Consider the following 20,994-nt stretch of genomic DNA (forward strand, 5'->3'; position numbering starts at 1 on the left):
GAGGCGCCCCACCGCCCCACCGCCCGCCCCCACCCCGGGCAGCACAAAATCGGCGAAACCAGAGGCTCCCCCAAGATCAATAGGATCACGTAAGCGGAACGGTTCACCAGCCCGAACTCCTCGCCTGTAGGTAACCCACCACCATCACCCCCCTCCGACCGATGCTCCCAGCGAGTTTCCACCTGCAACAACCACGCCCCTCCAGAGCACGAGGACCGGCGCTGCGGGCAAGAAGCGTCATCGTTGGAGGGGCCCGGAACCGCTGTCGGCGTGGGAGCAGAACTCCATCGGTGAGGAGACCGGTTTCCAGAGGCATCAGGCCGAGCGCGACTCGCCAGACGCAGTCCGCCGGGGATGAGGGTCAGCCCAGAGGAAGTGCGGGAGAACAGGCGGTCGTCGAAGAGTTTGCGGAGCTTGCCGATGTGCAGGGACACTGCGGCCTCGGAGACGCACAGCTCTTGGGCGGCGCTCTTGACCGAACCGAGGCGGACCACCGTGGAGAACGCTCTGAGCTGGGTCGGGGTCATGGTGAACCCCTGCGACAAGGATGTTCTGGGGCCAGAGTCACCGGGGCGAGGACAGGGTAGGGCGTCCGGTGCCCGGGGGTGGACATGGCGACCTTTCGGGCGGAGTCGAGGTCGAGCCAGGTGACACCGGGTTCCCGAACAAGGGACTTACGCCCCGAAAGAGGCATCCCGTATCAGGAAACCCCATGCCGGAGACTGCCGACCATCGACTCCGCCCGAGGGGTTACTCCTTGGACGCCGTGGCGCCCCACCAGATGTTGATGTCGGAGTCGACCGCCCACCGGTCGATGGCGCGCAGTTCCTCCTCGGTGAACTCGGTGGAGTCCACCGCTTTGAGGTTCTGCTCCAGCTGCTCGACGCTGGACGCACCGACGAGCGCGGTGGTCACGGTACGCGGACCCCGGTCGCGCAGCACCCAGGAGATCGCCATCTGCGCCAGGGTCTGTCCACGTTCGAGGGCGATCGCGTTCAACCCCCGTACCCGTTCCAGGACCTCGTCGGTGAGCATGTTGGCCCGCCAACTGGGCCGGCCCACCCCGGCTCGGGAGTCCGAGGGCACCGATCCGTCCAGGTACCGGTCGGTCAACAACCCCTGGGCCAGCGGGGAGAACGCCACCACGCCCATCTTCTCGTCCGCGGTGGCCTCCAGCAGACCGTCCTCCACCCAGCGGTTGAGCATGGAGTAGGAGGGTTGGTGCACGACCAACGGCGTGCCGAGGTCGCGCATGATCGCCGCCGCCCTGCGGGTCAGCGAAGGCCCGTAGGAGGAGATCCCCGCGTACATGGCCCGCCCGGACACCACCGCGTGGTGGAGGGCCAGCATGGTCTCCTCCAGCGGGGTGTCCGGGTCGGGTCGGTGGCTGTAGAAGACGTCGACGTAGTCGAGGCCCATCCGTGCCAGGGAGCGGTCCAGCGAGGACAGCAGGTACTTGCGGGAACCACCCTGTTGGTGCGGACCGGGACCCATGGTCCAACCGGCCTTGGTGGTGATCACCAGCTCTTCCCGGTACGGGCCCAGGTCCCTGGCCAGGATCCGTCCGAGGTTCTCCTCGGCGGAACCCGGCGGTGGACCATAGTTGTTGGCCAGGTCCAAGTGGAAGACGCCCAGGTCGAAGGCGCGACGCAGGATGCGACGCTGGTTCTCGAAACTCCGGTCGTTGCCGAAGTTCTGCCATAGTCCCAGCGACAGCCGGGGCAGTCGCAGCCCGCTGTCACCGCAGGAGCGGTACTCCAGCCTCTCGTACCGATCCGTGTCCGCCACGTAGGTGTCCAACTCGCGTTCCCCCTCAGCCGTCTCTTCTCAGCACCGCCGTCACTCGTCGATGGTGAGTTCGCCCATCCGGTCCCAGCCCTCACCCTCCACGACACGGCTGACGATCTGCGGGGTCTCCGCCAGCAGCGGCTTCATCGCGGCCAGGCCCGAGGCGAAGTGGTCACTCTTGACGTGGGCCTCACCCGCGTCGTCCTTGAACGCCTCGACGAGCACGAACTCGTCGTCGCGCTCGACGCTGCGGGACCACTCGAACCACAGGTTGCCGGGCTCGGCACGGGTGGCCGCGGTGAAGTCGGCGACCGCGTCGAGGAACGTGTCCTTGGCCTCGGGCTTGACCCGGTACTTGACGACGATGAGGATCATCGCGCAACTCCTTACTCTGTGTGTCACGAGGCACGCGGTGATGCCGTGCCCCGTGACGTCATCCTTTCAGAAGTCACGCGGACGAGGCTCTTCAGGCTCCGCCGAGGGTGGTGCCAGGGATACGGGTGGCACGCCACTCGCCGTCGTCGGACTCGCGCACCTCCAGGGCACCCGGGTCCTGGTCGGGGTGGTCGAGGGTGACGGTCACGATCTCGGTCTCACCGTCCAGGTCGGTGCCGACGGCGATCTCACCGATCTCGATGGACTCACTGTCGGGGAGTCCCTCCACGTAGTCAGGGAAGGCCGTGACACAGTCCTCGGCGCCTTCGCTCTGGGAGACGACCGCGGACCGGGCGGCCTCGTCGATGAGGGCGCAGGCTGCCTCGGCGTCGTCGGCGTTCAGCGCCGCGACGAACCCTTCGGCGACGATCTGGGCCGCGGCCTCCGCGTCCTCACCGGCGGCTTCGGCCGCCGTGTCGGTGCCGTCTGCGGGGGTCTCCTCCTCGCCGCCGCAGGCGGACAGCGCGAGGGCCAGGGTCAGGGGAAGGGAGCACAGGAGGAAACGTCGCATGGGGGTGCCTTCCGGGAACGGGTTCGGTGGACCGGGGGTCGGCCCAGGCGCACTATTGTTACCGCATTCTTCCGTTCTGTGACCACTCACATACGAGAACCAGGCAGAACACGGGTGGCGTCGTGGACCGGGTCGAGCACTGCGTGACGCCGAACATACCGAACGGTCGGGATGTTCCCGTCACACCGATGCGCGTGCGAGGACACCCCGACCGAGGTTCGGATCAGCCCCTGGGCGCGAGCGCGCGGATGATGTCCACCGGCGCGTGGGAGGACGGCGCGAGGGACGCGATCACCGGGGTGCTCACCCCGGCCTCCACGTAGGCCTCGATCCGTTCACGGCAGTACTCCGCCGGCCCGTGCACGATGAGGTCGTCGACCACGGGGTCGGGGATCGCCGCGAGCGCGCCCTTGCGGTCGCCCTCGTCCCAGGCCTTCCACATGGGTCCGAGTTCCTCACGGCCCAGCCACTCGTGGAACGCCCGGTAGACGGGCACGTTCAGGTAGGCGGCGATGGCCCGGCGGCCGATCTCCCGAGCGGTCTCCGGGTCGGTGTCGGGGATGGCGAAGATCCGGGCGACGATCTCCTTGTCCTCGCCGAACTCTCGAACGATCGGCGCGACGGTGCGCACGTCCTCGGACGAGAGCCAGTTGATGATGGCGCCGTCGCCCTCTCGGCCGGCCAGACGCAACATGCCCTGGCGAAGCGCGGCGACCAGGATCGGCGGCTGCTCCGGGGGCACGGCTCCCAGGGTGAAACCCTTGACCTCGAAGGTGTCGTAGGCGGCCTTGACCTTCTGACCGGTGAGCGCCTCGCGCAGGAAACGGACGGTGTCGCGGACCTTCTTGTAGGGCTCCTCGAAGGGGATGGAGTTCCAACGCTGCACGATCACGTTGGAGGAGGTGCCGATCCCCAGCGTGAACCGGCCCGGCGCGGCGGCGGCCAGGGTGGCGGCGCTCATCGCCAGGGTCGCGGGACCCCGGGTGTAGGCGGGCACGATCGCGGTGCCCAGCCGTAGCGTCGGCGCCCACACACTGGCCAGGGCCAGGGGCGTGAAACCGTCGGTTCCGTTGGCCTCGGCCGACCAGGCGTCGGTGTAGCCGAGGTCGGGCAGCTCCTCGACGAGGGCTCGTTGGTCATGCAGGGGGACTCCCTCGAAGGGGACGGTGATGCCCCAGCGGTAGGTCATGACGGCTCCTGTTCGTTCGGATGTGGCACGACCGTACAACGCGCCCCCTACCCCGGAGTAGACCGCGTCCCACCGGCGCGCTCGACAGGGTGTACACCCCTCGCGGGGCGTATGTTCGGGGACGGGCCCGTCAGCGGGCCGGCACGAACAACCTCGACGACAAGGAGGCCATCACCGTGGCCACGCCACCCTCCCCCTACGACTTCCTGCCGCAGGTCGCCTCGTTCACCGTCACCAGCGACGACGTGGCGGACGGGCGGACACTGCCCAACGCCCAGGTCAGCGGGATCATGGGTGCCGGGGGCGAGGACGTCTCCCCGCACCTGTCCTGGAGCGGGTTCCCCGAAGGGACGCGGAGCTTCGCCGTCACCTGCTTCGACCCGGACGCCCCCACCGCGAGCGGTTTCTGGCACTGGTCGGTGTGCGACGTCCCGGTCGAGGTGACCGAATTGGCGGCGGACGCCGGCAATGGTTCCGGTCTGCCGGAAGGCGCCGTGACCCTGCGCAACGACGCCGGGAGCAACCGCTACATCGGCGCTGCCCCGCCGCCCGGGCACGGGCCGCACCGCTACTTCTTCGTGGTGCACGCCGTCGACGTTCCGAGCCTGGGCATCGACTCCTCCGGCAGCCCCGCCTTCCTCGGCTTCAACCTGTTCTCGCACTCGTTGGGACGCGCGATGATCACCCCGGTCTACGAACAGAAGTGACCCGAAGGACCCGGCACCGTCCGGAGGGCGGGGACGCGCGACGCGTCCCCGCCCTCCGGCCTTTCCTCCCGGGGTCTTGGAGCTCACGCGCGAAGGGGACCTCCGGTTCACGTACCGGCTGATCGACCCGATCGACGGCACCGCCGGCTACGTGCACGGGTTCGACGGCTACGTCACCCGGGCGGCGCTGATGGTCGGTGAGACCCCGGGGGCGCGGCCGTGTTCGCCCCGCACCACCGGGTCCTGTACGCGGCCGGGCGTGGCCGGCGCGCCCATCGGGACGTGGCGGCGCCCGCGCTGCTCCTGTCCGAGGCGGGTGGTCACCTGACCCGGCTGGACGGCACTCCCCTCACCTATCGGGGCGCCCACGAGCGCACCGCCCTGGTGGGTACCGCCGGCCCCGCGACCTACCGCGCGGTGTCCTGCTGGTTACGGCCATGACCTGCGACGACATCGCCCTCTGGGTGGTGCTGGAAAAGCGACTGGAATCGACCCCCTCGCGCCCTTTCGTGGCGGGGGCACGCAACGTAAAGTGTGGTCACCGACTCGCGCCTATGGGGGTGGGAAGTGGAGACCCAACGTCTGCCGCTGAACCGGATGCGCGCCTCTGACACCGAACGCGACCTCACCATCGACCGTCTGGCGGCCGCCTATTCCGAAGGCCGTCTGGACGACGACGAGTACGAGCGCCGTGTGGGCACGGCACTGGTCGCGGTCCGGGTCGGGGAGCTGCGCTCCCTGACCTCTGACCTACCCGTGCCCGTGGTCCCGGTCCCTCCGCCCCGGTTCCACACCGGGCGCGTCCGCGATCCCCGGCCCGAACCCGCGCACCGGCCACGGCGGCTGCCGTGGGCGGAATGGGGCGAGGAATGGCGCTGGTGGCTGGGCGCCGGAGGGGTGCTCACCGGCCTGTGGGGTGCGACCAGTCTGCTGGGCGGCGAACTGATGCTGTACTGGCCGCTGGTCCCCCTGGGTATCTGGGCGGCGGTCCTGCTGGCCTCCACGATCTGGCCGGACGACACCGAACCGCCCTACTGACCCTCGTTCGGAGGGTCAGCCGACGGCGTGCAGCCAGCGAACGGGCGCGCCGTCGCCGGCGTAACGGAAGGGTTCGAGTTCCTCGTCCCATGCCCGGCCGGTGAGTCGATCGAGTTCCGTGGCCAGGTCGCCGCCATCGACGGCGGCGGTCTCCATGGCCGCGCGCAGCCGGCCCTCGGGAACGAGGACCTCACCGGCGGCGCTGGTGACGGCGGTGAACACGCCGAGGGTGGGCGTGTAGCTGTAGCGGACGCCGTCACAACCCGGTGACGCGTCCTCGGTCACCTCGAAGCGCAGGCGCTGCCACGCGTTCAAGGCCGAGGCCACCGCCCCGGCGGTCCCCGGCCTTCCCTGCCAGTTCAGCTCGGCACGGTGGTTGCCGGGGGCTGCGGGTTGGGCGACCCAGTCGAGTTTCACGGGCACTCCAACGACACCCGCGACCGCCCACTCGACGTGTGGGCACAGCGCCGCGGGCGCGGAGTGGACGTACAAGACGCCACGTGCGGACACCGAACCTCCTGATACGAACGAGTGCGCTTCCCCGACGCCCTCGTATCACGAGAAGGTTACATACCCGCTGCATGCCTTTTTCCCCATTGTGCCCTATCGGCACTCTGGAAACCATCTCGCACACTGGACTTTTCCAGTGTTCCCCACGTGACCCGAAGACCCAGGGATTACCGTGTGCCACAGGCGACGACAGGGAGTCCGATCATAGTGGGAGCGGGTGTGCCAGACCAGCCGCGCGAGCAGATCCACCGCGGTGATCCCCGCCGCAATAGGGCATGTTCGAGCACTTCAGGGGATGTATCCCCCACTTTCGAGCCGGTTCCGGCCACTTCCGGCCCCTCCCCTCGACCCGATGCCGAACTCGTGCTCGCCGCCTGTGGCGGCGACCCCGGTGCCTGGGCGGAGATCGTGGACCGCCACCTGCCCACCGTGAACCGCGTCGCCCGTTCCTACGGGTTGCCCCGCCAGGACCGGGAGGACGCGGTGCAGACCGTCTGGCTCAACCTCAACCAGCACCTGCCTCGCTTGCACCACCCCCATCTGCTCAGGGCCTGGTTGATCCGGGTGACCGGCGACGTGTGCGGCCGCCAACGCGACCGGTTGCGGAAGCTGGTGCCGGTCGATCCGCACCGGCTGGTCGCGGAGTCCGGATCCGCCCTCGTTCCCGACGTCGAAGACGTGTACCTGCGCAAGGAACGCCATGCCGAGCTGTACCAGGCCATCGACGCGCTGGGCCCGACCGACCGGCGGGTCGCCCGGCACTACCTGGACGACTCCCCCGGCGCCGTGCCCCTCTCCCACCGCACCACCGCCAACGAGCGACGGAACCTACTGCGTCGGTTGCGCCGTTCCCTCGACACCACAGAACCGACGAAAGGCGTGCGTGATCCGTGAAAGACACAGAACCCGGCCGGGTTGCGGCGCTGGCCGCCTTCGACCGTTCACTCGACCGGGCCCGCACGGCCCCCACCATCGTCGACTCCACTCCCTCACTCGTCCCGTCCCGTTCCGAGGCCACCACGACAACGCTGTGCTTCCACCTCGGTGACCTGCGGGTCGACCTGCGGCTGCGCGCGCACGGGGACCTGAGTTCGCTGTCGGGCCTGGTGATCGGCGACTTCGACCACGTGGAGGTGTGCCTGCGCCGACCCGAGGAACACCTGCGTTTGTTCGTGCGGGGCGATGGCGCGTTCCACGCCGAAGGGCTCCGTCGGGGCCCCTTGGCCCTGACCATGGAGCGTCCGGACCGCCTCCCCGTGGTCACCGACTGGTTCACCATCTGAATAGGGCCGAACCGAAACAGGGTGTGTTCCCGCATCGACGGCTCGTACTCGGCCATCCTTTGTCGGCATAGGTCCGGTTCGGTCCCACCTCGTTCGTCCACAGGTTGGCCGAGGGCACTCCCGCACGGCCCGAACCGCTGCTATCACTGGAGACGACCGGCCCCACTGGCGAAAGGCAGCCGGACGTGTTGTCCCCCAGCGCGACCTCCGACACCACCACGACGACCACCGCCCGCCCCCTCCTGGCCAGAGTCGCCGACGGGGTCCGGCTGGCCCGGGACGGACGTTTCGAGGACACCGTCACCCTGTTGGAGGACATCCGAAGCCGACTACGGGGACACCCCGCCGCGGACCTGGCCCCGGTGTTGCCGGGGGTGCTCACCGACCTGGGACTGGCCCAGGCCCTGTGCGGTCGCTTCGGGCCGGCCAGGGACCACCTCCACGCGGCGCGCGACCTGGCCGAGGCCCGCGGACTGCCGCTGCTCGGCACGGTCGCCCGACAGAACCAGGGCTGTCTGGCCCTGTATCGCGGTGACGCGCCGGGCGCCATCGGGACCTTCCTCGAACTCCTGCCGCTGATACCGGCCGACCGGCAGGAGGCGCTGCGCGTGGATCTGGCCGAAGCCCTGCTCTGCGAAGGCCAGGTGGAGGAGGCCGGTCGCATCCTGGCCGAGGCGCCCTGGCGGGAGGGGCCGACCGACACCGCCCGCACCCTGTTGGAGGCCAAGCTGCGCCTGTTGGAGGGCGATCACAAGGCGGCGTTGGCCCTGTCCCTGAGGGTCCGGCGACACATCGGGCGCGGGTCGCCCTGGTACGGTCTGACCCACCGATTGGAGCGGCTCGCCGAGCGCACCCACCACGCCCGGCCCATCGAACGCGCCCGTGGGGCGTTGGAGGTGCGCTCGCCCTCCACCGCGACCCCGGTCACGAGCCCGCACGCCACCCGCGCGCTCGCGGCCCTCGCCGAACGCCTGCCCGCACCAGACCTCCATGTCCGACCACGGCCCGCGCCGCTGCCCGGCGCGTGGTTGGAGGACGGCTTCGGCGACCCTCACGTGATCCAGGCCGGGTTGGAGGGCGCGTTGGCGGTGGGCGACCCGGCGACCGCGTTGGAATGGGCGGAGCTGACCCGCGCGGAGGTCACACGCGAGACCGTGGTCACGGCGGCCGACACCGAGACCGACCTGACGGTGTCTCGTCGACGCGCGCCGCGCGGCCCGGTGTCGGGAAGGTTGTTCGAAACCCTGGGCGATCGGGCGTTCGTGCACTTCACCAGGGCGGGAGACCAGGCCGTCGCGCTGGTGGCGGTGGAGGGGCGGGTGCGTACCGCGTTCCTGGGCCCGTTGCCGCCCCTGCGTCGCCTCCTGGCCCGAATGCGGCACGAATGCGAGGCCGTGCCCGTCGACGGATCGCCCCCGGCCCTGAACGCAGTGGACGAGGCCCTGGTGGGGCCGGTGCTGCCGTTGACCGGTGGGCGTCCGCTCGTGGTCACCGGCGCCCCCTACCTGGACGATCCGCCCTGGGGACTGTTGCCGAGCCTGCGGGGTCGACCGGTCACGGTGGTCGTCGGGGCGCGGTCCTGGGCGCGGCGACGTCCCCCGAGGGGCGAGCGTGTGCTGTTGGCGGCGGCCTCCGAACCGGCCGGAGCGGGCCTGGAGGTCCGCGCACTCGCCGGTATCCACCCGGGCGCCCGGGTACTGGAACAGGCCCGACGGGAGCAGGTCCTGGCGGCGCTCACCACCACCGACCTGGCCCACCTGGCCGGGCACGGACACCCCGGCGAACGTTCGGCGCTGTCGTCCCGGGTGGAACTGTCCGACGGCCCGCTGTCGGCCCGGGACCTGTTGCGGGTACCCACTCCGGCCGCGCTGGTCACCCTGGCCACCTGTTCGGGCGGCCGGGGATTCCTCACCCGCTCACCGGGTGGCTTCGCGGCCACCCTGCTGGCGCTCGGGACGCGCACCGTGGTCGCGAGCCCGTTGCCGGTCTCCGACGAACACACGGGTGCGGCCATGCGGCTGTTCCACCGCGCGTTGGCCGGTGGCGAAGACGTGTCCGAGGCGGTCGCCGACCACCTCGGACACGTGGGCTTTTGCTGCTACGTCGGCTGAGTCACCAGCCGCGCTCGCCCCACTGGGACAGGTTCGGACGCTCGGCGCCCAACGTGGTGTCCTTGCCGTGTCCGGGGTAGACCCAGGTGTCGTCGGCCAGGGCTCCGAAAACACGCTCGGAGACGTCACCGAAGAGGGTCCGGAAGTCCTCGTCGGACCAGGTCTTGCCGACCCCGCCCGGGAAGAGGCTGTCCCCGGTGAACAGGTGGGTGTGGCCTTCGGGGTCGTCGTAGCGCAGGGCGATCGAACCGGGTGTGTGCCCGCGCAGGTGGATGACGGTGAGCGCACAGTCCCCGACCCGGACCGTGCCACCGTGGGTGACGGGTTCGTCGACCGACATCGGGAGTTCGTCGGCGTCGTCGGGATGGGCGACCGTGCGGGCGCCGGTCTGGCCGACGATCTCGGCCAGCGCCTGCCAGTGGTCCTGGTGGCGGTGGGTGGTGACCACGCGGGCCAGCCCGTCCTCGCCGATCATCTCCAGGATGCGGTCGGCCTCGGCCGCCGCGTCGATGAGGACGGCCTCCCCCGTGGCGCGGCAGCGCAGGAGGTAGGCGTTGTTGTCCATCGGGCCCACGGCCAGTTTGGTGATCGTCAGTTGCGGTAGTTCGCGCAGGTCGGCCGGGCCGCCGACCCTGGTATCTCCGGAGTAGCTCACCCGTCCATTGTGGCCTGTCATGGCGGGCGTGTGCACCCAGGTCACCGAGCCCAGTGCGGAGGTCGTTTCTCGAAGAAGGCGACGCGTCCCTCTGCCGCGTCCTCCCCGGCGAAGAACTCGGCGGACAGTTCGCCCATCCGGGCGAAGGCCTCGCCGCGCCGGCCGGGTACGGCCTGGGCGCCACCGCTCAGCTCACCGACGAGTTCCTTCGTGCGGCGCAGCGCGTGTGGCGCCGCCCCGCGCAGTCCCCGCAGGATCGAGTCGATGGTGTCCTGCATCTCCCGATCGGGCACGGCCTCGGTGATGAGTCCCGCCTGTGCGGCGGCCGCGGCGTCGAACACCTCACCGGTGAGGAAGTAACGGCTGAGTTGGCGCGAGTGCACGCGCGCGGACACGGGGACCGAGATGATCGCCGGCACCACACCGATGCGTACCTCGGTGAAGGCGAAGGTGGTGCTCTTGGGGGCCAGGGCGATGTCGGCGGCGGCGACCAGGCCGATGCCGCCGGCCCGGGCCGCTCCGTTGAGCACCGCGACGACGGGTTTGGGGCCGCCCATGATCTGTTCGAAGATCTCGGGCAGTTCCGGGGCCGGTTCGACGGGTTCGCCCGCCAGGGTCGCCGCGATCTCCTTGAGGTCGGCGCCGGCGCAGAACACCGGGCCCTCACCGGTGAGCACGATGGCGCGCACCTCGTCGTCGGCCATGGCGTCGGCGAGGGCCTTGGAGAGTTCGGCGCGCAACCGGGCGGAGAGCGCGTTGCGGTTGCGCGAGGAGTCGAGGGTGATCGTGGCGATGGCCCGGTCGACGCTCGACCTCACGAGCGGGGCGTCGGGGGTCTCGGAAGGCTGATGCTGCGTCATCGCGAGCTGACCTCTCTTGCGTCGGTGGGAGTGAATCCGGTCACCACGGTTGACCGGAACACACGCTAGCGGTCGGGGTTCGCCCGTTACGGAGCGGCGTTCAGGATGGTACGTCGCAAGGCGGCGGGAAGCCCTCATAGTGGTTCCTATGTGGGCTCTTCGCCAACGCGGCGAGGTGCCGTGCCGAACGCAGCGACGGGGTGGACCTCGGCTGACGCGGCACTGGGTCCACCATCGCTCGGACCGACACCGGGTCGGGGGCCGAGCGGCCCCCGACCCGGGCATGATCAGCGTCCCCGGGACGCCACGGACAAGGCGTCGGAGAAGTGCATCATCGCCTGCACCGCTTCGGCGCCGTCGGCCGCCTCGCTGACCCTCAGGGTGAGCGGTTCGGCGGTGATGGCACCGGTGTAGCCGTGGTCGAGCTCGCAGCTCTCGTCGGCGCAGGAGGCCGGTTCCAGGTCGATGTGGGCGACCGCGCTCCAGTTCACCGACAGGTTGACGCTGAGCACCAGCTCGCTGGGGGTGCTCCCCGCCGTGTACTGGGCCGGGTTGGGCACCACCCGGGTCAGCGCCACCGACTGGACGTTGCCCAACTGGATGCTGTCGGTCGTGGTGGAGGCGTGCGAGGCACCACCCGGCTCGGTCGGTGGGTGCTCGTCGGTGTGGCAGACCACCAGTCGGGTCTCGGTCAGCAGCATCACGGTGATGTGCCGACGCATCTCCATGGCGGGGTCGAAGGTCGCCTCGTGGTGCACGATGAACGCCTTGGCGTCCTCGTCGCCCAGGACGTCGGCGACCGCGTCGATGACCAGGGCGGGGTAGTATCCGCTCCGTTCGATCTCCAGGCGCCAGTCCGTGGGCACGGCACGTGTTTTCCTCATACCCCTATCCTGCCCCCTTCCGGTGACACTTCGCGACCGTCGCCCGAAGAGAGCCGACCACTGGCGGATCAGAACGTCACCCCGCGCAACCTCCGAGGCCCGGAGTCCGGGCGCACGTCGGGCGCCTCCCGCAACCACATGCGCGCGCCCAGGACGTGGGCGCCGGTGGCGTTGACGAGCACCGGGTCCAGGTCCACGTAACCGATCTCGGGGAAGGCCTCCACCAGGCGCGAGACCCGGATGAGGAGTTCCTCCAAGGCCTCCACGTTGGGCTGTTCGGCCAGCGAGGTCGCCCCCGCGGGCAGCCCGAACAGCAGCGGTGCGGCGCGAACCGCGTGGATGAGGTCGGCCGCGTCCATGTCGGTCAGCGGCGCCAACCGGAAGGCACGGTCGTCGAGGAGCTCCGCGGTGACGTCGGCCAGGCCGAAGGAGACCACCGACCCGAAGGACTGGTTGTCCCCGGCCCGGATCACCGTGGGCACCCCGGGCGCGGCCAGACGTTGGACCACCAGGTCGGCCTCGTCGCCGAAGCGGTCGTACAGCGACAGGTAGGCGCTGCGCACGTCCTCGGGGGTGCGCAGGTCGGCGCGGACGAACGTGCCACCGGCGCGGACCCGCAGGTCGGGGGCGTCGGCCTTGACCACCGCCGGGTAGCCCAGCTCACCGGCGGCGACCACGGCCTCCTCCGCCGAGTCCACCTTGATGTCGGGATAGGCGGCGATGCCGTAGCAGGACAGCAGCTCGTGCGCGTCCTCGCTGGAGATCGCCGTCTCCTCGTCGTAGCGACGCTCCCCGCCGAACCAGGCGATGTCGCCCTTCTCCGATCCGACCTTCGACAGGGCCCGGGCGATGACGGTGCGGGCCCGGGCGCCGTCGAGGTCGGGCAGCTCGGGGTGCCGGCCGGGTTTGCGGTCCCGCCACTGGGCGTAGCGGGTCGCGTGGGCGAGGGCGCGTACGGCGTCCTCGGGCGCGGGGTAGGAGGGGACCGAACCGTGCAGGGTCTGCCCCTGATCCCCGACGTGCCTGAGCTCCTCGGGGATGCCCTGTCTGGCCAGATAGGTGGTGACGATCGGCTTGTCCGACTCCAGGGAGCGGGCGCGCAGCACCCGGGCCACGTCGTCGCCGATGGGGTGCAGGGCCGGGACGAAGACCACCACGACCGAGTGCACGTCGTCGTCGGCCATGGCCGCACCGAGTGCGTTGTCGAAGCCCTCGGCGGTGGCCTGCGGGCCCAGGTTCACGGGTTCGTGCGGTTTGAGTCCTTGGCGGACGGCGGCGTCCTTGACCAACAACTCCAGGGAGTCGGAGTTGCCGATGATGCCCACGCGCGGCCCCGCGGGCAGCGGCTGGTAGGCGAACACCTGGGCGGCGTCGAACATCTGGGTGATGTCGTCCACGCGCACCACCCCGGCCTGCTCGAAGAGGGAGGTGACGGCGTAGTCGGGCAGGGCCAGCCCACCGGCGGCGTGGCCGGTGGGCGTGGTCCGCGCCGAACCGCCACTGCGCACCGCCACGATCGGTTTCCGCTTGGCCAGGCGCCGGGCCAGGCGGGTGAACTTACGCGGGTTGCCCAGGGACTCCAGGTACTGCAGGACCACCTGGGTGGCCGGGTCCTCCTGCCAGTACTGCATGAGGTCGTTGCCGGACACGTCGGCGCGGTTGCCCGCGGACACGAACGTGGACAGCCCCATGCCCCGGTCGGCGACCCGTTGCAGGATGGCGCGACCCAGCGCGCCGGACTGGGAGAAGAAGCCGATGGGGCCGGCCGGTGGCAGGTCCGGGGAGAGGGTGGCGTTGAGGGAGACCGACGCGTCGGTGTTGGCGACGCCCAGGCAGTTGGGGCCCACCACGCGCATGCCGGCGGCGCGGGCGGTGCGCACCAGCTCGTCCTGGCGGACGCGACCCTCCGGGCCGATCTCACCGAACCCGGAGCTGACCACGACGAGTCCGTGCACGCCCTTCTCCGCGCACTGTTCGACCACGTCCACGACCGTTTCGGCGCGCACCGCCACCACGGCCAGGTCGACCTGGTCGGGGATGTCCAGCACCGACGGGTAGGCGCGCACGCCCACCACGGCCCTGGCCTCGGGGTGCACCGGGTAGACGGGGCCTTGGAACTCACCGCCCAGGAGGTTGCGCAGGGCGGTCTGACCGATGGTGTGCGCGGTCCGGCTGGCACCGATGACGGCGACCGATTCCGGGAAGAGCAGACGGGCGATGGAACGCGACTCGGAGCGCTGCTCGCGGGCCCGCATGACCTCTTGGGAGTCGTCGGTGGGTTGCAGGTCCAGCGTGAGCCGGATGACCCCTTCGTCGAAGGTCTGCTGGGCGGTGTACCCGGCCTCACGGAAGACGTTGATCATCCGTCGGTTCTCGGGCAGCACGTCGGCGATGAAACGCCGCACCCCGCGTTCGCGGGCGGCCGCTCCGATGTGTTCGAGCATGACCGAGGCCAGGCCACGGCCCTGGTGACCGTCCTCGACCACGAAGGCGACCTCGGCCTCCTCCGGGGCGACCTTGTCGTAACGCACCACGGAGACCAGGGAGTCCGAGATCGTGGCGACCAGGGCCACGCGCTCCTCGTAGTCGACCGTGGTGAAACGTTCGACGTCGCGGTTGGACAGCTTGGGGTAGGGCGCGAAGAACCGGTAGTAGATCGTCTCCGGCGAGAGCCGGGCGTGGAACTCGCGCAGCAGGTCGGCGTCGTCAGCGGTGATGGGGCGCAGGTGCGCGGTGCCGCCGTCGGTCAGAACGACGTCGGCTTCCCAGTGTTTCGGGTAGGACTGCACGACTGCGAGACTAGACGACAATCGGTCGGATACGGGGAGAGTCCCCGCCGTCCGGCCGAAATCACCACCCGTTCCTCCCGTCGTGCAAGCGCTTTCGGGACGGTGCGCGTCCGGGTCCACGTACCCTGATGCGGTGGGGCGAAAGACCCCGGCATCGCCTTGGTGACCGTGTGTCCGGGGTGCTGTCAGTTCGTTACCCGACCCTGATCGTTAAACTGTTAACGTCGTGCGGGCACAGGTTCTCAACACTCGGTGGTGGCTGGCGAAATGACTCGAGTGGTCGTGATCGGTGATTTGATGACCGACGCCGTCGCGCGCGCGTTCCACCCATTGGCCAGGGGTAGTGACACCCCCGCCTCGGTGGTCATGTACGGCGGCGGTTCCGGGGCCAACATCGCGTCCTGGTTGTCGGTCGAGGGCACCGAGACCACGTTCGTGGGTCGCCGGGGCTCCGACATAACCGGACGTACCCGCGAGATGGAACTCATGGGCTATGGCCTGGACTCGCGCATGGTGATGGATCCCGAGCGCGCCACCGGGCACTGCGTCGTCATGATCACCCATCGCGGTGACCGTACGATGCTCAGCGACCCGGGCGCCAACGCGCGTCTGCAACCCGAGGACCTTCCCCGCGACGTGTTCGGCCCCGACGGGCACCTGCACGTCTCCGGCTACACGCTGATCAACTCCGACTCGCGTCGCGCGGCCCGAGTGGCCCTGCGCATGGCCCGCGAGAGCGGCATGTCGATCTCGGTGGACGGCGGTTCGCACGCACCACTGGAACGCGCCGGCGCGGAGGACTTCCTGGAGTGGACCCAGGGCGCGCGACTGCTGTTCGTCAACGTCGACCAGGCCCGGGTGCTCACCGGCCGGGACGAGCCCGAGGCCGCCGCCAAGGTTCTGACCGCCTGGTTCCCCAACGTCGTGATCAAGCTCGGTGAGGACGGCGGCCTGTGGGCGTCCAAGACCCGTGATGACTGTGTGAGGGCCCCGGCCGAACCGGTGGATCCGTCCCCGGGTTCGGTGGGCGCCGGCGACGCGTTCATCGCGGGTTTCCTGCCCGCGTGGTTGGCCGGCCGGCACCCCAAGGAGGCGTTGGGTCGTGCCAGCCGCCTGGCCGCCCGCGCCCTGCACCAGCCGGGTGCCCGCCCCGACCTGGGCGAGGGCCGACCGGTCCGAAGAGGCGCCCCCAGAGGCCAGCGCATTCGCTAGCAGTGTCTCTGAGCGCCTCCGCTAGCGCTTTGGCGTGTTCAGGCGCCTGGAAGTCAGGAACCTTCGGCACCTTCGGTGCGATAGCGGAAAAGCGTGCTATCCCACCGCCGACACCTCCCCGGGTTTACCAAAGAACAGGGCCTGACGGCGCCCGAACGGGCGACCCCCCGTGGTCACCACGACAACATCCGAACAGCGACCCCCATGCGCCTCCGCCAACACCTTGGCGTGTTCGGGCTCAGCCGCCGGTGGTGGCCAGGGTGAGCGGCAGGACCTCCGGGGCACCGGCGCGGCGCAGCAGGGCGGCGCCGACGGTCAGGCTCCAGCCGGTGTCGACCACGTCGTCCACCAGGAGAAGCGGGCCCGGGGTGCTCGCCTGGAGTTCGGTCACACGTTCCTGGAGTTCCGGGTCGGCGACCAGTGACGAGTAGACCTGTCCCAGACGCATGGCGCTGTTGTGCCGGCGTGGGCCCGGGCCGTCCTGTGTTCGGTAGGACAGTGATCCCAGGGGGACCAGTCTGCCGAGCGCGGACAGGCGGGCGGCCAGGTCCGCCACCAGGGTCGGGCGGGTCAGGGAGGGCATCGCGACCACACCGACGGGCCGGTTCCGCCAACCCCAGGTGGCCAGGACCCGGACCACGCCTTGGAGCATCCGTTCGTCCACTGGTGCGTCGGGAGCGTCCTCGGCCAGGACACGGCGCAGTTCGTTGCCCCAGCCGATGTCGGTGATCCGGCCGAGCGCGCGGCCCTCACCGGCCCGCAGGTTCTCGGGGATCTTTCCGGACAGGTCCACCCCCAGCGCGGACATGCCGGTAGGCCACTGGCGGCGTGGCGCCACGGGTGTGCCCGGGCGGTCCAGGTGGTCTGCGGCGGCCTTGCGGCGACCGGAGTCCACCTCGGTCGGCCAGTACTGCCCGGTGCACACGTCGCAGCGGCCGCAGGCGGTGGCCTCGGGGTCGTCGAGCTGATGGCGGAGGAACTCCATCCGGCAGGTGTCGGTGGCGATGTAGTCGAGCATGGCGCGCTGTTCGCGCTCTCGGGCGGCGCTCACCTGGGCGTAGCGTTCGGTGTCGTAGGCCCACGGCCGACCGGTGCCGACCCAGCCGCCGCGCACCCGCCGCACCGCGCCGTCCACGTCCAGCACCTTGAGCATCTGCTCCAATCGGGTGCGGCGCAGGTCGACCCGGGTCTCCAGGTGGGCGACAGACAGGGGCTTGTCGGCCTCGGCGAGCACGGAGAGGGTCTCGCGGACGGTGTTCTCCGGGGGGAAGGACAGTCCGGCGAAGTACTCCCAGATCTGGACGTCCTCGCGGCCCGGCAGCAGCACCACCTCGGCGCGGTCCACGCCACGGCCGGCACGACCGACCTGCTGGTAGTAGGAGATGGGCGACTGCGGGGCGCCCAGGTGCACCACGAACCCGAGATCGGGCTTGTCGAAGCCCATGCCCAGGGCGCTGGTGGCGACCAGTGCCTTCACCCGGTTCTCCAAAAGGGCGTCCTCGGCGGCACGACGTTCATCGGGGTCGGTGCGTCCGGTGTAGGCCAGCACCTCCAGGCCCTGTTCGGTGAGGAAGCGGGCGGTCTCCTCGGCGGCGCTGACGGTGAGGGTGTAGACGATGCCCGAACCCGGGATGGTGGGCAGGTGTTCGGCCAGCCAGCTGAGCCTGGCGGTGGGGTCGGGCAGCTCGGCCACGCCCAGGCGCAGGCTCTCGCGTTCCAGGGGACCGCGCAGTACCAGGGTGTCGGCCCGATCCGCACCGGCCTGGAGTTGTTCGGCCACGTCGTGGGTGACCCGTTCGTTGGCGGTGGCGGTGGTGGCCAGCACCGGCACTCCGTCGGGCAGGTCGTGCAGCAGGGAGCGGATGCGGCGGTAGTCGGGGCGGAAGTCGTGTCCCCAGTCGGAGACGCAGTGCGCCTCGTCGATGACGACCAGGCCGGCCCCCGCGGCAAGTTCGGGCAACACCCGGTCGCGGAACTCGGGGTTGTTGAGCCGCTCCGGACTGACCAGGAGAACGTCGACCCGCCCCTGGGCGACCTCGGCGTAGGTCTGCTCCCACGCGGTGGTGTTGGTGCTGTTGATGGTGTGGGCGCGGATCCCGGCGCGTTCGGCGGCGGCGATCTGGTTGCGCATCAGCGCCAGCAGCGGGGAGACGATGACGGTCGGCCCGGCGCCCTCGGCCCGGCGCAGGGCGGTGGCCACGAAGTACACCGCGGACTTGCCCCATCCGGTGCGCTGCACCACCAGGGCACGGCGGTGTTCGGCGACCAGGGCGTGGATGGCGGTCCACTGGTCCTCGCGCAGTCGCGCGGAGTCGCCCGCCAGGGCGCGCAGGTGTTCCTCGGCGCGTTCGCGCAGGGCGGTGGTGTCGGTGAGGTCCGTGGGAGTGGCCATGCCCTCTTTGGTACCAGAGCCGGAGGGGCCCCGAGCGGTCGTCCACAGGTCCGGCACGGGGAGCCATATCACAGGACCCCGATAACAGTAAGGAAACTTTCCAGTCTGCCGGCATTGCGCTTCGGCCAAGCAGTCCGAACACTGTCCGTCAGGACTCATGTCCACCCCGCTGTGGGAGCGCTCCCGCTACCTTCGCGCCCCACCAGAAGTACGAAAGGCACACGAGATGGCACACCCCCGCCGCCCCGCTCACGGGCGCCCACGCGGCCGCAGGCTCGGCCTGCTCGCCGCCGCCTCGGCGCTCGTGGTCGGCGCTTCAGCCCTCGCGGTGACCGATGCCGTGACCGGCGGCATCATCCCCGTCTCCGCCGAGGCCGCCGAGGTCCCCGTCGGCTCCGGTGGTTACACCGACACCATCCCCGAGGGTTACTCGGGCCCCTCCGACCTGGACGGCAACCCGGTCTCCCCCAAGGTCACCGATGACTTCGAGGGGCCCGCGCCCACCAACGAGTGGTGGTCCTCACTCATCTTCCAGCGCTACGCGGACAGCCCCCACGGCGAGAACCTCTTCGCCCACCCGCTGAGCTTCCTGCCGCACTCCGGCGGCCTGGAGATGGGCTACCCCGACTCCCACCAGCTCGTGGGCGACGACCTCAAGTACGAGTACACCGCGGTCTCCGACCTCAGCCTCGGTGTGGCCGGCCTGGACTCCCCCGACACCCGCACCGCCGACCACGGCGACTGGACCGTGACCGCGCACTGGGAAGGCGGCGGCTCCACCCTGCGCGTCACCCTCGGCCAGGGCCTGCCCTTCGCCTACGCCGAGACCTCCGGCGGTGCCGCGGAGGTGACCTTCGAGGGCACCCCCGACGTCTGGCACGAGGACGGATCCACCGTCGGCGCGACCGTCAACGGCCGCCACTACGCCCTGTTCTCCCCCTCCGACGCCCCCTGGACCCTCTCGGGCGACACCCTCACCGCCGACACCGGGGACGACGGGTACTACTCCGTGGCCGTCCTTCCCGAACCCGAGGACCTGGACGCCTTCGCCCCCTACGCTCACTCCGTCGTCACCGACTCACTCGTCGAGTACGACTACGACGAGGCCGCCGCCACCCTCACCAGCACCTACAGCCTGGCGACCGAGGCGCGCGAGGGCGAGGAGACCGGCACCCTCATGGCGCTCTACCCGCACCAGTGGGCGAACGTCACCGGCGACCTCACCGACCTGACCTACGCCTCGCCCCGCGGTGAGATGCGTGTGTCGGAGGGGTCGTCCTTCACCACCGAGCTCACCACCCAGGGCATCATGCCCAGCCTGCCCACGGTGGACGGCGCCGACCACGACCGCATGGCCACCCTCATCGACGAGGTCCTGGCGGAGGAGGAACTCTTCCCCGAACCCGGCGACACCTACTGGGACGGCAAGGCCATGGGACGACTCGCCCAGCTCGTGCCCATCGCCGACTCCATCGGCGACACCGAGGCCCGCGACGAACTCCTCGGCCTGGTCAAGGAACGGCTGGAGGACTGGCTGACCGTCGGCGGCACCCGCCAGTTCCACCACGACGCCGAATGGGGCGCCATGCTCGGCTACCCCGACAGCTTCGGAGCCGCCACCGAACTCAACGACCACGACTTCCACTACGGATACTTCGTCTCGGCGGCCGCCACGGTCGCCCGCTACGACTCCGACTGGGCGTCCGAGGACGCCTGGGGCGGCATGATCCGTCTCCTCATCCGCGACGTGGCCTCCACCGACACCGACGACGAGATGTTTCCACGTCTGCGGTCCTTCTCCCCCTACGCCGGACACGGTTGGGCCTCCGGTCACGCAGGATTCGCCGCCGGCAACAACCAGGAGTCCTCCTCCGAGGGCATGCACTTCGCCGCGGCCACCGCCCACTTCGGTGCGCTGACCGGCGACGAGGAACTCCGCGACCTGGGCGTGTACCTGCACACCACCCAGGCCTCCACCATCGCCCGCTACTGGCAGGACCAGGGCGGTGAGACCTTCCCCGAGGACTATCCCGAGGACGTCGTCGGCATGGTCTGGGGAGACGGCGGCGACTACCGCATCTGGTGGGACGGCGGCCACGAGGAGCACTACGGCATCAACTACCTGCCCATCACCGCCGGTTCCCTGTACCTGGGTCACGACCCCGAGCACGCCGGGGCGATCTACGAGTCGCTCGTCGACAAGCTCGGCGGCGAACCCGAGATCTGGCGCGACATCCACTGGGCGCACCGGGCCCTGTCCGACGGGGACGACGCCCTGCGCATGTTCGAGGAGCAGTGGCAGACCTACGAGCCCGAGGAGGGCGGTTCCAAGCCGCACACCTACCAGTGGGTGTCCACCCTCGCCGAGTTCGGCACCGTGGACGTCTCCGTGACCGCCGACACCGCGCACTACGCGGTCTTCGACGACTCCGGAACCCGTACCTACACGGCCTTCAACCCGACCTCCGAGACCCTCACCGTCGGCTTCTCCGACGGGACCACCCTGGAGGTCCCCGCCGGCGAGACCGCCGTGACCAGCGGTTAGGGGCCGCCACGCAGCGTTGAGGGTTTTCCGTCCCCGGCACGATGCCGGGGACGGAAAACCCTCTCCGGGCCGGCGCGAAACCCCG

18 protein-coding genes and 1 pseudogene are annotated in these 20,994 nt (G+C 70.3%); 8 read left to right on the forward strand and 11 right to left on the reverse strand.

Annotated features, from left to right (window positions below):
* From NLI01S_RS26735 to NLI01S_RS11080, 5 genes are all read right to left on the reverse strand, one after another.
* Positions 1-527, reverse strand: a 527-nt coding sequence (locus NLI01S_RS26735) for a LysR family transcriptional regulator (RefSeq protein ID WP_190318430.1), incomplete at its 3' end; no start/stop codon positions are given.
* 223 nt (positions 528-750) lie between these two features.
* Positions 751-1,800 (reverse strand): aldo/keto reductase, encoded by a 1,050-nt coding sequence (locus NLI01S_RS11065; protein ID WP_067603338.1) that lies wholly within the window; start codon positions 1,798-1,800, stop codon positions 751-753.
* 39 nt (positions 1,801-1,839) lie between these two features.
* Positions 1,840-2,163 carry a putative quinol monooxygenase gene (locus NLI01S_RS11070; RefSeq protein WP_067603340.1) on the reverse strand — a complete coding sequence of 108 codons (324 nt, stop codon included), beginning with the start codon at positions 2,161-2,163 and terminating at the stop codon, positions 1,840-1,842.
* A gap of 91 nt (positions 2,164-2,254) precedes the next feature.
* Positions 2,255-2,734, reverse strand: a complete 480-nt coding sequence (locus NLI01S_RS11075) for a lumazine-binding domain protein (RefSeq protein ID WP_067603342.1) — start codon at positions 2,732-2,734, stop codon at positions 2,255-2,257.
* A 223-nt stretch (positions 2,735-2,957) separates the two neighbouring features.
* Positions 2,958-3,923 carry an LLM class F420-dependent oxidoreductase gene (locus NLI01S_RS11080; protein WP_067603344.1) on the reverse strand — a complete coding sequence of 322 codons (966 nt, stop codon included), beginning with the start codon at positions 3,921-3,923 and terminating at the stop codon, positions 2,958-2,960.
* Positions 3,924-4,099: 176 nt separating this feature from the next.
* Between NLI01S_RS11080 and NLI01S_RS11085 the strand changes: the two genes are divergently transcribed.
* The 3 genes and pseudogenes from NLI01S_RS11085 to NLI01S_RS11095 all read left to right on the forward strand — a co-directional run bounded on the left by NLI01S_RS11085 (position 4,100) and on the right by NLI01S_RS11095 (position 5,668).
* Entirely contained in the window at positions 4,100-4,630 is a 531-nt protein-coding gene (locus NLI01S_RS11085) for a YbhB/YbcL family Raf kinase inhibitor-like protein (RefSeq protein WP_067603473.1), read from the forward strand.
* Positions 4,631-4,742: 112 nt separating this feature from the next.
* Positions 4,743-5,071: pseudogene (locus tag NLI01S_RS25695) on the forward strand (inositol monophosphatase family protein); the annotation flags it as partial.
* Between the two features lie 126 nt (positions 5,072-5,197).
* Complete coding sequence (locus NLI01S_RS11095) at positions 5,198-5,668, forward strand: DUF1707 SHOCT-like domain-containing protein (protein ID WP_067603348.1); 471 nt, start codon at positions 5,198-5,200, stop codon at positions 5,666-5,668.
* 15 nt (positions 5,669-5,683) lie between these two features.
* On the opposite strand, the gene NLI01S_RS11100 is transcribed toward NLI01S_RS11095, so the two are convergent.
* A complete protein-coding gene (locus NLI01S_RS11100) occupies positions 5,684-6,178 on the reverse strand; it encodes a DUF3145 domain-containing protein (RefSeq protein WP_067603350.1) in 495 nt (164 codons plus the stop codon).
* Positions 6,179-6,541: 363 nt separating this feature from the next.
* Between NLI01S_RS11100 and NLI01S_RS11105 the strand changes: the two genes are divergently transcribed.
* The 3 genes from NLI01S_RS11105 to NLI01S_RS11115 all read left to right on the forward strand — a co-directional run bounded on the left by NLI01S_RS11105 (position 6,542) and on the right by NLI01S_RS11115 (position 9,572).
* Positions 6,542-7,072: an RNA polymerase sigma factor gene (locus NLI01S_RS11105; protein ID WP_190318431.1), complete on the forward strand. Its 531-nt coding sequence runs from the start codon at positions 6,542-6,544 to the stop codon at positions 7,070-7,072.
* On the forward strand, positions 7,069-7,461 hold the full coding sequence (locus tag NLI01S_RS11110; protein ID WP_067603351.1) for a hypothetical protein: 393 nt from the start codon (positions 7,069-7,071) through the stop codon (positions 7,459-7,461). Before NLI01S_RS11105 ends, NLI01S_RS11110 begins: the two co-directional genes overlap by 4 nt.
* A 185-nt stretch (positions 7,462-7,646) precedes the next feature.
* Positions 7,647-9,572, forward strand: a complete 1,926-nt coding sequence (locus NLI01S_RS11115) for a CHAT domain-containing protein (RefSeq protein ID WP_067603352.1) — start codon at positions 7,647-7,649, stop codon at positions 9,570-9,572.
* A 1-nt stretch (position 9,573) separates the two neighbouring features.
* On the opposite strand, the gene NLI01S_RS11120 is transcribed toward NLI01S_RS11115, so the two are convergent.
* The 4 genes from NLI01S_RS11120 to NLI01S_RS11135 all read right to left on the reverse strand — a co-directional run bounded on the left by NLI01S_RS11120 (position 9,574) and on the right by NLI01S_RS11135 (position 14,760).
* A complete protein-coding gene (locus NLI01S_RS11120) occupies positions 9,574-10,227 on the reverse strand; it encodes an MBL fold metallo-hydrolase (RefSeq protein WP_067603478.1) in 654 nt (217 codons plus the stop codon).
* 41 nt (positions 10,228-10,268) lie between these two features.
* A complete protein-coding gene (locus tag NLI01S_RS11125; protein WP_067603353.1) occupies positions 10,269-11,087 on the reverse strand; it encodes an enoyl-CoA hydratase-related protein in 819 nt (272 codons plus the stop codon).
* Positions 11,088-11,374: 287 nt separating this feature from the next.
* Positions 11,375-11,953 carry a DUF5998 family protein gene (locus NLI01S_RS11130; RefSeq protein ID WP_084392494.1) on the reverse strand — a complete coding sequence of 193 codons (579 nt, stop codon included), beginning with the start codon at positions 11,951-11,953 and terminating at the stop codon, positions 11,375-11,377.
* An 86-nt stretch (positions 11,954-12,039) separates the two neighbouring features.
* Entirely contained in the window at positions 12,040-14,760 is a 2,721-nt protein-coding gene (locus NLI01S_RS11135; RefSeq protein WP_067603357.1) for a bifunctional acetate--CoA ligase family protein/GNAT family N-acetyltransferase, read from the reverse strand.
* 276 nt (positions 14,761-15,036) lie between these two features.
* Between NLI01S_RS11135 and NLI01S_RS11140 the strand changes: the two genes are divergently transcribed.
* Complete coding sequence (locus tag NLI01S_RS11140) at positions 15,037-15,972, forward strand: carbohydrate kinase family protein (protein WP_067603359.1); 936 nt, start codon at positions 15,037-15,039, stop codon at positions 15,970-15,972.
* A 238-nt stretch (positions 15,973-16,210) separates the two neighbouring features.
* Here NLI01S_RS11140 and NLI01S_RS11145 read toward each other — a convergent pair whose 3' ends face one another.
* Positions 16,211-18,364 carry a RecQ family ATP-dependent DNA helicase gene (locus tag NLI01S_RS11145; RefSeq protein WP_067603360.1) on the reverse strand — a complete coding sequence of 718 codons (2,154 nt, stop codon included), beginning with the start codon at positions 18,362-18,364 and terminating at the stop codon, positions 16,211-16,213.
* A gap of 226 nt (positions 18,365-18,590) precedes the next feature.
* On the opposite strand from NLI01S_RS11145, the gene NLI01S_RS11150 reads away from it, so the two are divergent.
* Positions 18,591-20,909, forward strand: a complete 2,319-nt coding sequence (locus NLI01S_RS11150) for a glycosyl hydrolase (RefSeq protein ID WP_067603367.1) — start codon at positions 18,591-18,593, stop codon at positions 20,907-20,909.
* Positions 20,910-20,994: the final 85 nt, after the last annotated feature.

The sequence above is a fragment of the Nocardiopsis listeri NBRC 13360 genome (assembly GCF_001570765.1).
In the GTDB taxonomy this organism is placed as follows: domain Bacteria; phylum Actinomycetota; class Actinomycetes; order Streptosporangiales; family Streptosporangiaceae; genus Nocardiopsis; species Nocardiopsis listeri.

What these genes read in the sequence shown, in the direction of transcription:
- NLI01S_RS11070 (WP_067603340.1), bottom strand. Translation starts at nt 2,163, where the DNA reads ATGATCCTCATCGTCGTCAAGTACCGGGTCAAGCCCGAGGCCAAGGAC.
- NLI01S_RS11075 (WP_067603342.1), bottom strand. Translation starts at nt 2,734, where the DNA reads ATGCGACGTTTCCTCCTGTGCTCCCTTCCCCTGACCCTGGCCCTCGCG.
- NLI01S_RS11080 (WP_067603344.1), bottom strand. Translation starts at nt 3,923, where the DNA reads ATGACCTACCGCTGGGGCATCACCGTCCCCTTCGAGGGAGTCCCCCTG.
- NLI01S_RS11125 (WP_067603353.1), bottom strand. Translation starts at nt 11,087, where the DNA reads ATGACGCAGCATCAGCCTTCCGAGACCCCCGACGCCCCGCTCGTGAGG.
- NLI01S_RS11145 (WP_067603360.1), bottom strand. Translation starts at nt 18,364, where the DNA reads ATGGCCACTCCCACGGACCTCACCGACACCACCGCCCTGCGCGAACGC.
- NLI01S_RS11150 (WP_067603367.1), top strand. Translation starts at nt 18,591, where the DNA reads ATGGCACACCCCCGCCGCCCCGCTCACGGGCGCCCACGCGGCCGCAGG.